This is a genomic window from Endozoicomonas sp., from assembly GCF_051008435.1.
In the GTDB taxonomy this organism is placed as follows: domain Bacteria; phylum Pseudomonadota; class Gammaproteobacteria; order Pseudomonadales; family Endozoicomonadaceae; genus Endozoicomonas_A.
The window spans coordinates 1-11,812 of the sequence record NZ_JBPCXO010000373.1; the positions used below are offsets into that span (position 1 = coordinate 1).

Here is an 11,812-nt window from a genome sequence, read left to right on the forward strand (position 1 = left end):
AGTTCGCTGACTTCTGTTTCAAGTGCTGAGGTTTTGGACGGCTTCATGGGTTGAGATTATGCCCGACTCGAATACACAAAGTTTTGATGCCTGTGTGTTGACTCCCTACGAATTCTGAGCAGTTACACCAGAGACATACTCAGAACAAAGCTGGGTTGCACTATTTAGCTGGATTGCTTCGCAGTCAGGTAGTGAAAGTCAGCATCTCAGTAGTCTCTTAAATCTGGTTCCTGAGAGTCATGCTCAAATATTTGCTCAGGTAGTAGGGTCAGCAGAAATATATACTGAGCTAAATATTGAGCTGGAAGATGGAGAGTCTGAGGTGTTACCTGAGCCTACCCCAGCAAGCTTTATTCAAATATTGATGCAACTCTATCCTTCTCAGCCCAACTTCATTGCAAACTTTGCTCAGAATAATGGAATAACATTGCCTGTTCATTATGGAGAGGCAACCTGGCAACTGATTATAAACTGGCTGGTCGTGCATCAGGCCGCAGGCGAGCTTCATAATATGGCTCAAAGCAGTGATGGTGCTCAGTTCCTCAAAGCGGCAAACAGATTCAGGGACTATCGACAGGCTTGGGTTGATGGATCGTTAGAAACGGATTTGTGATGAGTTAATTGTAACCAGGCTTATGGGTAAGTACCCATAAGCCTGGTGAATCAAATAGCTGGATTAACTGATATTGCCAGTTACACGAACCCGTCTGCTCCCAGCTTCTGATATCGGCTCTTGAGCCTTTCTGGCTTCTTCTTGTTTCTTGTCGATGACGTTCTTAATGGCAATCAGAAAACCCATGAATACAAACGCGCCTGGTGGAAGAATGGCGAACAGAAATTGTTTGTAATCCTGAAAAACGACAATCGTCCAGTTTTGGGCAACGGGACCCAGCAGCAGATCCATACCTGAGAAAAGGGTTCCCTGGCCGACCAGTTCCCGAAGAGCTCCCAATAAAACCAGAATGACCGCAAAGCCAGCTCCCATCATGAAACCATCAAAGGCTGCGGGCACAACGGGTTGCTTGGAGGCATAAGCGTCGGCTCGTCCCAGAATGATGCAGTTGGTGACAATCAGGGGAATGAAAATCCCCAAAATTTTATACAGCTCATAGGTATAGGCCTGCATCACTAACTCGATGCAAGTGGTAAAGGAAGCGATCACCATAACAAAAACAGGAAGGCGAATAGCATCAGTCACCTGGTGTCGAATCAGAGAGACCACAATGTTGGAGCCCATGACCACCAGCATGGTGGCTACTCCGAGTCCCAGAGCGTTTACGATGCTGTTGGATACACCCAGCAGGGGGCAAAGACCCAGAAGTTGAACCAGAGCTGGGTTATTCTTCCAGAGTCCGTCCCAGGCAATCTTAGCTGCAGACTGATCAGCGAATAATGATTTTTTCTGCAGTTCTGAGTCCGTAGTAACGTCATCAGTCATTTTTCTGCTCCCTTGCCAAGGTTTCCATGGCTATTTTGCCCTGCTTAAAGAGTTCTTCCTTGTGAGAGTCAAAATAGTTCAGGGTTCGATAAACCGATCCAACAACCGCTCTGGGGGTAATGGTGGCACCGGTAAACTGGTCGAACTGGCCACCATCTCTCTTGACTCCCCAGTCTTCAGGCGCTGGGTCGATGAGGGACTTCCCACGGAACTGCAAGATCCAGTCGGATACTTTGGTGTCTATTTTATCACCCAGTCCAGGCGTTTCCTTGTGCTGGGTGGCCCTGACTCCGGCCAGAGTCCCATCGGCATAAATGCCGACCAGCAGCTCGATTTTTCCGGCATAGCCATCCGGCGCTATAGCGGGAAGAATCACCGCAATAGGCTTGCCATTTTTGAAAGCCACGTACCCATACTTTTCAGAAGGAGTGGCCAGTAAGTCATTGGCAGGGAGGGTAATCCGGGTATCAAGAATGCTGTTGTCGTGTGTTTCATCCGGAAGGATTTCTTTCAGAGCCCGGGCTTCAAAGGCACGAACCTGAGCGTGAATCTTCTCTTCAGTGAAAACAAAAGTCAGAGCAATAAGGCCTACGGTGAAAATAGCAAACAAACCCAGTGTCAGACTGTTGCGGATTATGCTTCTGGCCAGATCTACAGAACGCTTTTTCTTTTCAGAAGACGGTTCTGGCTCATTTTGGCCTTCTTTCTCTGCGGGCATTCGTGAGTCACTCATTTGCATTCACTCAGGGCTGCTTTGGCAGACCCTTATTAGGCTTTTTATGGCCATAGGTTCTGGGCTGGGTGTAGTAATCAATCATTGGTGCTGCCATGTTCATTAACAGCGTGGCAAAGGCGACACCGTCCGGATAGCCCCCCCAGGCGCGAATAACATAAACAAAAATTCCGATTCCAGCCCCAAAGATCAGTTTGCCCTTGTTGCTGGTGGCGCTGCTGACAGGGTCTGTAATTATAAAAAAGGCGCCCAGCATGGTGGCACCGCTGAATAAGTGAAACAGAGGAGAGCCATGGCTGCCTGATCCTGTGCCCCCCCAGAATAAGGTGGACATCACGAACAAGGCTGCCAGCATGCCAACAGGAGCGTGCCAGGTGAAAACCTTTTTGTAGATCAGGAAAAGACCGCCTGCCAGATACGCCAGGTTGATCCAGAGCCAGCCACGACCCGCAAAGTAATGCAGTGCCGGACTTTCTGACCAGAGCTCTTTCATGGTCAGCGATGAGTTCTCTCGAACCACATCCAGCGGAGTCGCCATGCTGATGGCGTCAATATTAATAGGCTGGCCAAAGAGTGGGAATAGGGTGAAAAGTGCATCGCTGAAACTCTTCACGGCCGTATGCCCTTCTGCACCTGCTCCTGAACCAAGGGGGGGTAGCCACTGGGTCATTTCCTGAGGGAAAGAAATCAGCAGGAGTACATAACCCAGCATGGCAGGATTAAACGGATTGTTGCCCAAGCCACCATAGAGTTGTTTACCAATAATAATGGCAAAGGATACCCCGATCAGGGTTAACCACCACGGGGAGAGTGGTGGCAGTGCCAGAGCGAGCAATACGGCAGTAACAATCGCTGAGCCATCCGACAGATAGAAACTGACAGGGCGTTGCCGTATTTTGAGGATCAGGGCTTCCGAACCCAGTGCAATGAATACGCACCAGACAAGATTGATCAGCGTTCCCCAGCCAAAGAAGATGGTCTGCATGGCCAGACCTGGCACTGTGGCCAGGAGGACCCGTTTCATTACCTGCTGCGTGCTATTGGGGCCGCGAGCATGGGGGGATGTCTGCCTTACCAGGGTCATCTTTTTTTCCGCTACTTAATTGATCTGTGGAGTTGCCCACCAGACAGGTTGAAAGAATATGATTGGAATTAATAGCAGCGAGAAAAGCCAATACACAGCGGCTTGGACTTTATTTTTGCTTTCCCGATACAAGGCTAGCCAAAGCAGAGCACTGAAAAAAAGGATAATAAAATATAACATAACGGCATAGATACCAATGCCATGCCCTGAGATTATATATTTTCCGTAGAGTGCAGCTATATAGGCTTGCGCAGCTGATACAGAGCTAATGGCTAAAACAAACAAAAGAAAACTTTTGTTCATTTTTGTGGTTACTTTTTTTTGGCTTTATCAGAATGAACTTTGAACTTTCTTCTTCTCTCTTCTGGTGTGTGCTCCTCTAATTCATCGGGAAAAAGCTCGGCGTCTGTCTTGTCCAGATTTTCAATATTGCCAAATATTGCACCGCTTTCTTCAAAGTCTGCAGGCTTGTGGTTGTCGCCGAAAATATCCTTGATATGCTTTGAAGATTGTTCTACGAGCCATTCTTTAAACTCAGGCGTACCTTCCGGGGGTCTTGTCGATTTTTTGTCAGTCATGTTAAGTCTCTATAGCAAAAATCACCACGCGAATCGTATGAAAAGCCAGGTTTACTTAAATAATAATTTTGAACTTCAGTATTTACCGGGTTCATTATGCGCAATTGTGATGTTCCTATCGAGAGTGCATAATCAACTCCGGCTGCAATAGTTATATCAGTGATCAGTCCATCCAGTGGTGTTTCTAATGGGGCTGACTCAATAAAGTCTAACCGAAGTTTCCCGCCACCCCATGTAGGTCTTCCAATGCTCGCAGCGCAAAGAGTCTGGTGACGATACCAAATGGAGAGTTCGAACCGCTTCGGGTGCGTTTTGTATTTTTTCTGAACAACATCCCAGTCCCAGGCAACGCGTCTAAGTCCATGCAGCTCCCATTTTTTTAATTCGTGTTGACTCTTAAAGGTGAAACCTTCCAGTGATATCGTGTCTTTTTGAATCGCCATGCTGCGTTTGTTGATTAAAACTGTCGGTAGTCCTTCGTGTGTTGCTTCACGTGCCACTTGCCGAAGAGCTTCATATCTGTTTTTAACCAGGCTATAGGTAAGTTTGGGTTGGGCTGTCATTGTCATTCCTTCGTTTTATAACGGCTCAGATGTTAAAGTAGTGGTTCCTGTCAGCACTTTGGACAGAGTATCTACTTTCTTGCGGCACTCTTCCACTTTTTCCTTCAGAGCTTCAGTTTCAGAGCTGTTTTCTTCAAGTGCTTTGGCCAGGGCTCTCTCAGCTTTTTTCAATGCCGCTTTTGCCATAGCGGATTCTATTTTCAGCTTCTTGGCAGCTTCATCGTTAGCCGTCTTTTCAGATTTTGGGGGCTCAGTAGAGGCTGCTTCGTCAAAATCTTTCTGTAGTTTGGCAACCTGCTTCTCCAGCATACTGACATCAGCACTTAGCTTGTCAGCGTCGCCTTCTCCCTTTTCTTGGGCCTGTGTCAGAGCTCTGCGCGTTTTCTTTAGCTGGGCGTTGGCCAGAGATAGCTGGATCTTAAGTTCTTTCTGATCAGCAGACATGGCTGCTTTAGCTGGTTTGCTATTGGCTGACCCTGCCGCAGCCTTTTTGGCTTTGGCTCTTTCTATGGCCGCTTGAACCGGATCTGTGACCGCTGATGCACCCTGACTACCTGAAGACTCTTTTTCTGCTTTCAGTTTGGCAGCACGCTCAGCATTAGCTTTACGTTTGGCTTCTTTCTCGGCTTGTTCTTTTTCCAGACGGGCCTGGCGGTTTTCGTAGCGGACTTTGGAGCGCTCTGCTTTGGCATGCTTGGCTTCCTGAGCCCGGATTTCACCTTTGGACGCCCGGTAGTATTGAACCAGTGGAATGCTGCTGGGACAAACAAAGGAGCAGGCACCGCACTCAATACAATCAAACAGGTTGTGATGTTTCAGCTGTTCATGGTTTTCTGATTTTGCGTGCCAGTAAAGCTGTTGAGGTAGCAAAGACGATGGGCAGGCCTCTGCACACATACCGCAACGAATGCAGGCTTGAGTGGGCATGGCCGGAGGGAACTCTTCCTGTGTTCCGGCAATCAGACAGTTGGTGGTTTTGGTGACAGGGATATCCAGCTCATCCAGGGTGAAACCCATCATGGGTCCACCCATAATCAATGTTTCCAGCTGTTGATCATTGACACCTGCGCAGGACAAAAGGTGTCTGGTCGGTGTTCCCAGCAGGACTTCAAGATTGCCCGGGCTTGATAGCGCTTCACCCGTCATGGTCGTGATTCTGGAAATCAGGGGTTTTCCATACTGGACCGCTTCATAAACAGCCACAGTCGTACCAATGTTTTGAACCGCCATGCCCAAATCTGAAGGCAGTTTCCCAGAGGGAACTTCAAGTCCTGTCAGTATTTGAATCAGCTGCTTTTCACCACCGGAAGGGTATTTGGTTGGGAAGACCACCACTTTTATCTGATGACCTTTGCTGCTCTGGGCTACCGCTTTCTTAACAGCTGCAATGGCTTCCGGCTTATTGTCTTCAATGCCGATAAGGCAGCGCTCTGCATTGAGCAGGTGTTGCAAAATTTCGGCACCGGCCACAACACTGTCAGCACGCTCTCTCATGAGCATGTCATCAGCTGTGATGTAAGGTTCACATTCAGTGCCATTAAGAATCAAGGTGTGTATCGGGCTTCTGGGAGACAGCTTAACAGCTGTTGGAAAACCGGCTCCACCCATACCTGCAATACCCGATTGGCGGATATGATCAACCAGAGCCGAAGGCTCAATAGATTTGTAATCCCTGACGGGCTGGAGCTCACACCATTGATCTTCTCCATCCGGAATTAATGTAATGCATTCGTCGTGCATACCGGAAGGGTGTGGTATGGCTTCTGAACTGATTGCAGCAATGGTACCGGAGGTGGGAGCGTGAACAGGCACACTGACAAAGCCGGTGGCTTTGGCAATCATTTGCCCTTTTAATACCTTCTCTCCAACAGAAACAATGGGTTCAGCAGGGGAACCAGCATGTTGTGACAAAGGCAGAATTAACTTCTCAGGCAGTGGTGCTGGCTTGATAGGCACACTGGTTGACTGGTGCTTGTTTTCTTCTGGGTGAACACCACCGGTGAGAGGCCAGACCCTTTGCTTTGATTCAGTAATATCTTTGAGAGGCAGGTTCATACTGCTTGTCCTCTCATATCAGTGGCGATCAGGCCGGGTTCTGCTTCCTTGGAGGGCAAGGTCCAGCTCCAGGTACGGGTCGTTGTTTCAATGGCTACCATGTCAATACAGTCAACAGGGCAGGGTTCAACACAGAGATCACAGCCAGTGCACTCATCTTTCATAACCGTGTGCATTTGCTTGGCAGCGCCGAGAATAGCATCGACCGGACAGGCCTGTAGGCATTTGGTGCAACCTATGCATTCATCTTCCCGGATGTAAGCGACCATGGGTGCTTTTTCTGCACCGTGTTCTTCGTCCAGTGGTTCAGGCTCAACATCCAGCAAATCGGCCAGTTCATTGATGGTGGACTGACCTCCTGGAGGGCAGCGGTTAATAGATTCGCCACTGACAATAGCTTCTGCATAGGGGCGACAGCCAGGAAAGCCACACTGACCACACTGGGTCTGCGGCAGTAGCTCATTCACCTGATCAACAATAGGGTTGCCTTCGACCTTGAAGCGAATGCTGGCAAAACCCAGTATGGCGCCAAAGGCCAGGGCCAGAGCAAGAAGGGCGATAATGGCGAAGAAGACGATTTCCATAATCCTTAACAGGGCTCCCTTACAGTTTGATCAGGCCGGTGAAGCCCATAAAGGCCAATGACATCAGGCCAGCACTGATCATGCCGATGGCAGCTCCCCTGAAAGGAGTGGGAACATCGGCAGCAGCGATGCGTTCACGCATGGCAGAAAACAAAACAAGTACCAGTGAGAAACCGGCTGCGGCACCAAAACCATAAGTAGCAGAGTCAACCAGTGAACTGTTCAGTCGGTTACTGTTCAGCAGAGCTACACCCAGTACGGCACAGTTACTGGTGATTAAGGGTAGGAATACCCCAAGAACCCGGTGTAACAGAGGGCTGACTTTTCTGACGACTATTTCGGTGAATTGGACCACTACCGCGATGACAAGTATGAAGGCAATGGTTTTTAGAAACTCCAGACCCAGGGGAATCAGCAGGTACTGATACGTCAGATAACTGCAAATAGAGGCCAGGGTAAGAACAAAGGTGGTAGCCAGAGACATTCCCATAGCCGACTCCAGTTTATTGGAGACACCCATAAACGGACAGAGGCCCAGAAACTGTACCAGTACAAAGTTGTTGACCAGGATGGCACTGATCATGATCAGTACCAGTTCGCTCATCTGTTCCATTTTGACTCTACCGAGAGTGTGTTCGAGGGCAGGCTGATCGATGAATGCCCTGTTCAAAGATCAGCAGTGTCAGTACCCGAATGTGACCGTTAAGTATATATGCTAGAAAAACGCAGTTAAATGACCTTTAAAGATCTAAAAGGAATAAATATAAAACGGCTCATGCACTTGCTTGAACTAAGAAGGCTTCCCAAAGAAAGGAGATTGCCATTCCTGACTGCATTTCATGGTAAAAACTGCGGGATTATAGCGGGATTGGAACGCTGATGCATTGTGGAAATCCATAGAACAACTTATGGAGGGGAGGTGAAAGTTCTATTTAAAAGGAAGATGCAGGACAGCTCGATAGGCTATCCCATCTGTATCAGGTGTTATTATTCTCGTTGTTGAGGCTGGCGAGTAGTTCCTGACCATTACCCAGCAAAGAGGAAGCAAGATTTCGTAGATCATCTAATTCGAGAGAGGACAGATGGCCAAATACTTGTTCATTATATTGTTCCAGTTCAATCAGAGTGGCGTCGATCTTGCGCTTTCCATTTCTGGTCAGTCTGAGTAGAACGCTTCTTCGATCCTTGGGGTTGGTGGCCTTGAGGATATAGCCTGCTTCCACCAGCTTGTTCACTTCCACGGTAATGAATGCACCGGAGACATTCAGTATGGACGCAACATCCCGGACGTTGACGCCTCTGGTATTGTCCGGTTCTGCCAGTGTCAGCAGAATATTCAGCTGAGGAGTACTCAGACCGATCTTTTCTGCCATGATTTTTTTGACGGAAGTCATCATCGAAGAAAGCTGGTCCAGGTTACGCAGCAGCTTTTGGTATTGGCAGGGACGGGTATCCGCTAGGTCCGGTGATGCTGGCGGCCTATCAGAGAACGGGGATTCAGATATCAGTGCACTGCCGAAGGCAGTCTTACCAGTTATAAAAGGATTGAGTTTCGCCATAACAACCTGACTGTCTTTTCATCGTTATTTTTAATATGAAAATTCCAGAGGACCGTCGTACTTCAGACAGGCTCCCAGAGTGCCGAAGGCAAAGAAAGGTGATTTCTTTCGCTCATGGCTGCCTTATTGAAGATGCCATCATGGGTGATAAAACTCTGGGAATAGGCTGTTCATTTTATTGAGCTTGGTGCTTGAGTCCTATTCTCGATCAGTTTCCTGAGTCTGGCATTCGTTCATGGCTAATGCAGTGAGGATAACAATGATAGGCGCGAATGACTATGAGCGTAAGGGTAAAAGGCACCTGAATTGCGCATAAACGAGCAATAAAGCGGTGCGCGTGCACTTTTATGGTGAGGTTTGATTTCTTCTGATTCTTTTTGGTGTGTGAGGATGTTACTCAATCCATAAAGGGTGTTTGGTCATAATTTGTAAAAACAGCTCTGATTCAAGAAATGTTGTAAGCCACCTCTGTACTCTCTGATGAGGCGTTGAATAAAACCAGTTTCTGTCTACGTGGGCAAACTGTCGTATAAAAGGGGCTATAGCCATATCCGCCAGAGTGACTTCGTCTCCCATTAAATAGTTCTGGCTGCTGAGTTTGCAATCCAGTAACTCAATAAACCGTTCCCCCTGAGTACGGTAATACTCCATAGGATGTTCAGGGTGTCGGTCAGCGTATTTATAGCGATCCAGCAGCGGTTTAAATTCCAGGTCACTTTTTTGGATCAGTGCCATGACCTCCGCTCTGTCGTTAAGGTTCTCAGTTAACCAATGTTGTGGATCATTGATGGCCAGTGCCCAAAGCATGATATCCAGGCTTTCATCAATAACCTTACCATCAGAAAGAACCAAAACAGGAACCGTGCCTTTTGGGGAGGCACAAAGCATGGCCTGAGGTTTGTTCTTCAGCAGTATCTCTCTGTGTTCAAGAGGAATAGCTGTGTATGTCAGTGCCAGTCTGGCACGCATGGCGTAAGGGCATCGACGAAAAGAGTAAAGGATGGGCTGATTGCTGTCGTTCACTGAAGTTCTCTATTGTAAGAGCTCTGTGGGGTTTCTACAGCATTCATTATTCCTGCTGCAGTAATTCCGGCTCATGGCTGTTTCAGGAAGTCTGCATGAACCTGTTCAGGTTGGCCAGCGTCTGTGCTCATTGTCGATGACGAAATGGTGGCTATGCTCGACCGGGATGCTGCTCTGATCTTTAGCAGAATGGGTGTGAGTCAGCTCTTCAGGGTCCGGGTTCGGATAGGTGTGTCTGGCATAGATGACCCCTGCGACAGCCAGGGTAGCCATCAGGGTGTAGGATATGGATAAGCCCAGAGCTGTACTGCTCCAACCCGCCAGAAGGTAAGCCAAAAACCAGCAGAAATGGGACAGGGAAAAGTTAGCAGCAAAGTAGGCGGGTGCATCACTTTCCTGACAGAAACGGGTGATCAGGGCTCCAGCCGGAGGCTGAATAAACGACAACCCCATGCCAATCATCAGACAGGTTAGAAGGTATACAGGCCATCCAGGCTCCATTGATCCCGTGATGAGGGCCAGGGTAATCAGCCCGCCACCGGCCAGTATGGCAGACCGGTCAGAGAACTTTTTCAGCCAGCCGGGAAGTTTCAGAGCAATGAGCATGGAGCCAAGCCCTGCAACCGACATAGCCAAAGCGGTTTCCTGCTCGCCACCTTTCAGATTCTCTTTGACATAAACCACAGTATTGACAATCAGCATGGCGCTGCCACTGGCTACGGCAAAATACGCTCCCCACAAAGCTCTCAATCTGGGCGTTTTCAGGTAGGAACTAAGACCAAAGTGAAGGTTGTGGAGAATCCCCTTTTGTCGCTTGGGCTCCAGGGCTTTTGGGATAGTACAAAATACGATTAACAGTCCTGAAACCAGGAACGTTACAGTATCAGCAACAAATAACTCCCTGAATCCAATGCTGGAAAGCAATAGCCCCGCCAACAGAGGGCTGAGCAATTGCTCCAGATCGTAAGCCATCCTGCTCCAGGAAAGGGCTTTGATGTAGTCACTCCGATCAGGAAGAATCTGAGGCAATACAGACTGGTAAACGGGGGTAAAGCCTGCTGAGCAAGCATTGATCACAAAAATTAAAACATAAACCTGCCAGATTTGAGTCACAAAGGGCAGACAGAGAATGAGTGCTGCCCGAATAAAATCCAGTCCAGCCAACCAGTGTTTTCGGGGGAGTTTATGTGCCCAGACACCAATCGCCGGGGCAAGCGCCACATAAGCCACCATTTTCAATGCCAGAGCCGTCCCCAGAACTGAACCGGCATTAGCTCCTGCCAGATCCCAGGCCAGAAGGGCGAGAGCAATAGTGCTGATGCCGGTACCAGCCAGAGAGGTAATCTGGGCCAGTAGCAGGTTTCGGTAATTGCGATTATTCAGTAGCACGCTCATGCTTTGGATCCTGGCTTAACAGAACCTGTTATCAGGCTAACAGGCTTTCTTTCAGGTTGTTGATGAACAACAGAACAGTATCTATCCATCGTTTAATCAGACTTCCCTGTTCGACGGTATCCATGGCCAGCAGGTCTGCTTCCTTTATAATTTGATCGTCCAGAGTCCAGCGGACCTGACCAAGAATTTCACCCTCTTCCAGAGGGGCTTTCAGTGGTCTGTCTATTTCATACTCAATGGTCAGTCAATCAGCCTGTCTTTTGGGAAGGGTGACGGCGATATCATTGCTCACTCCCAGGTTGATCTGATCCTTGACCCCCATCCATATCTTCTCGCTCTGAACGGTCTGGTTCTGGTCAAGCAGCGTTGAGGTTTCAAAAAAACGGAAACCGTAGGTCAGTAACTTTCGGGTTTCTTCCATGCGGGCGGTTGGATTGGGGGTACCCATGACCACTGAAATCAACCTCATGTCATCCTGAGCGGCGGAAGTCACCAGACTGTGTCCGGCGTCTTGGGTATAACCGGTTTTACCTCCGTCAACATTCAGTGAGCGATCCCAGAGCAGTTTGTTACGGTTATACTGGGTGATTCCGTTCCACTGGAAGCGCCTTTCCTGATAGATCTCATAGACTTCAGGGGCATCCTGAATCAGTCGCTGGGTGAGAATGGCTATATCTCTAGGAGCCTGTCGGACTTATGCTTTCGAGCATAAATTTCAGTAGAACGAGTCGAATTATTCGATGGATTCGTGAGAATAGTTGACCTATTTAATCGAATTCATCGAATAATTGGGCCGTTCT

At 48.4% G+C, this 11,812-nt stretch carries 13 protein-coding genes and 1 pseudogene; 1 reads left to right on the forward strand and 13 read right to left on the reverse strand.

Annotated features, from left to right (window positions below; genetic code table 11):
- The first annotated feature begins 322 nt into the window (after positions 1-322).
- Positions 323-613: a hypothetical protein gene (locus ACR2PX_RS18730; protein WP_434000881.1), complete on the forward strand. Its 291-nt coding sequence runs from the start codon at positions 323-325 to the stop codon at positions 611-613.
- A gap of 63 nt (positions 614-676) precedes the next feature.
- Here the strand turns inward: ACR2PX_RS18730 and ACR2PX_RS18735 are convergent, their stop codons facing one another.
- The 13 genes and pseudogenes from ACR2PX_RS18735 to ACR2PX_RS18795 form a co-directional block, all read right to left on the reverse strand.
- Positions 677-1,438 (reverse strand): electron transport complex subunit E, encoded by a 762-nt coding sequence (locus ACR2PX_RS18735; RefSeq protein WP_434000882.1) that lies wholly within the window; start codon positions 1,436-1,438, stop codon positions 677-679.
- A complete protein-coding gene (gene rsxG, locus ACR2PX_RS18740) occupies positions 1,431-2,171 on the reverse strand; it encodes an electron transport complex subunit RsxG (RefSeq protein ID WP_434000883.1) in 741 nt (246 codons plus the stop codon). Before rsxG ends, ACR2PX_RS18735 begins: the two co-directional genes overlap by 8 nt.
- A gap of 10 nt (positions 2,172-2,181) precedes the next feature.
- On the reverse strand, positions 2,182-3,255 hold the full coding sequence (rsxD, locus tag ACR2PX_RS18745) for an electron transport complex subunit RsxD (RefSeq protein ID WP_434000884.1): 1,074 nt from the start codon (positions 3,253-3,255) through the stop codon (positions 2,182-2,184).
- A 15-nt stretch (positions 3,256-3,270) separates the two neighbouring features.
- On the reverse strand, positions 3,271-3,558 hold the full coding sequence (locus tag ACR2PX_RS18750) for a hypothetical protein (protein WP_434000885.1): 288 nt from the start codon (positions 3,556-3,558) through the stop codon (positions 3,271-3,273).
- Between the two features lie 8 nt (positions 3,559-3,566).
- Positions 3,567-3,833, reverse strand: a complete 267-nt coding sequence (locus ACR2PX_RS18755; protein ID WP_434000886.1) for a hypothetical protein — start codon at positions 3,831-3,833, stop codon at positions 3,567-3,569.
- Positions 3,830-4,396 (reverse strand): hypothetical protein, encoded by a 567-nt coding sequence (locus ACR2PX_RS18760; protein ID WP_434000887.1) that lies wholly within the window; start codon positions 4,394-4,396, stop codon positions 3,830-3,832. The genes ACR2PX_RS18755 and ACR2PX_RS18760 overlap by 4 nt, the downstream gene beginning before the upstream one ends.
- Before the next feature lie 15 nt (positions 4,397-4,411).
- Positions 4,412-6,451 (reverse strand): electron transport complex subunit RsxC, encoded by a 2,040-nt coding sequence (rsxC, locus tag ACR2PX_RS18765; RefSeq protein ID WP_434000888.1) that lies wholly within the window; start codon positions 6,449-6,451, stop codon positions 4,412-4,414.
- Positions 6,448-7,035: an electron transport complex subunit RsxB gene (rsxB, locus tag ACR2PX_RS18770; RefSeq protein ID WP_434000889.1), complete on the reverse strand. Its 588-nt coding sequence runs from the start codon at positions 7,033-7,035 to the stop codon at positions 6,448-6,450. The genes rsxC and rsxB overlap by 4 nt, the downstream gene beginning before the upstream one ends.
- A gap of 19 nt (positions 7,036-7,054) precedes the next feature.
- On the reverse strand, positions 7,055-7,639 hold the full coding sequence (rsxA, locus tag ACR2PX_RS18775) for an electron transport complex subunit RsxA (RefSeq protein ID WP_434000890.1): 585 nt from the start codon (positions 7,637-7,639) through the stop codon (positions 7,055-7,057).
- A gap of 373 nt (positions 7,640-8,012) precedes the next feature.
- Positions 8,013-8,594: a MarR family winged helix-turn-helix transcriptional regulator gene (locus ACR2PX_RS18780; RefSeq protein ID WP_434000891.1), complete on the reverse strand. Its 582-nt coding sequence runs from the start codon at positions 8,592-8,594 to the stop codon at positions 8,013-8,015.
- A 393-nt stretch (positions 8,595-8,987) separates the two neighbouring features.
- A complete protein-coding gene (locus tag ACR2PX_RS18785) occupies positions 8,988-9,617 on the reverse strand; it encodes a glutathione S-transferase (RefSeq protein ID WP_434000892.1) in 630 nt (209 codons plus the stop codon).
- A 105-nt stretch (positions 9,618-9,722) separates the two neighbouring features.
- Complete coding sequence (locus ACR2PX_RS18790) at positions 9,723-11,012, reverse strand: MFS transporter (protein WP_434000893.1); 1,290 nt, start codon at positions 11,010-11,012, stop codon at positions 9,723-9,725.
- Between the two features lie 31 nt (positions 11,013-11,043).
- Positions 11,044-11,685, reverse strand: a pseudogene (locus tag ACR2PX_RS18795) (hypothetical protein).
- Between the last annotated feature and the right edge of the window lie 127 nt (positions 11,686-11,812).

Excerpts from the sequence above, each read along its gene's own strand:
- ACR2PX_RS18735 (WP_434000882.1), bottom strand. The coding sequence starts at position 1,438 with ATGACTGATGACGTTACTACGGACTCAGAACTGCAGAAAAAATCATTA.
- rsxG (WP_434000883.1), bottom strand. The coding sequence starts at position 2,171 with ATGAGTGACTCACGAATGCCCGCAGAGAAAGAAGGCCAAAATGAGCCA.
- ACR2PX_RS18780 (WP_434000891.1), bottom strand. The coding sequence starts at position 8,594 with ATGGCGAAACTCAATCCTTTTATAACTGGTAAGACTGCCTTCGGCAGT.
- rsxC (WP_434000888.1), bottom strand. The coding sequence starts at position 6,451 with ATGAACCTGCCTCTCAAAGATATTACTGAATCAAAGCAAAGGGTCTGG.
- ACR2PX_RS18790 (WP_434000893.1), bottom strand. The coding sequence starts at position 11,012 with ATGAGCGTGCTACTGAATAATCGCAATTACCGAAACCTGCTACTGGCC.
- ACR2PX_RS18760 (WP_434000887.1), bottom strand. The coding sequence starts at position 4,396 with ATGACAGCCCAACCCAAACTTACCTATAGCCTGGTTAAAAACAGATAT.
- ACR2PX_RS18750 (WP_434000885.1), bottom strand. The coding sequence starts at position 3,558 with ATGAACAAAAGTTTTCTTTTGTTTGTTTTAGCCATTAGCTCTGTATCA.
- rsxB (WP_434000889.1), bottom strand. The coding sequence starts at position 7,035 with ATGGAAATCGTCTTCTTCGCCATTATCGCCCTTCTTGCTCTGGCCCTG.
- rsxD (WP_434000884.1), bottom strand. The coding sequence starts at position 3,255 with ATGACCCTGGTAAGGCAGACATCCCCCCATGCTCGCGGCCCCAATAGC.
- ACR2PX_RS18755 (WP_434000886.1), bottom strand. The coding sequence starts at position 3,833 with ATGACTGACAAAAAATCGACAAGACCCCCGGAAGGTACGCCTGAGTTT.
- rsxA (WP_434000890.1), bottom strand. The coding sequence starts at position 7,639 with ATGAGCGAACTGGTACTGATCATGATCAGTGCCATCCTGGTCAACAAC.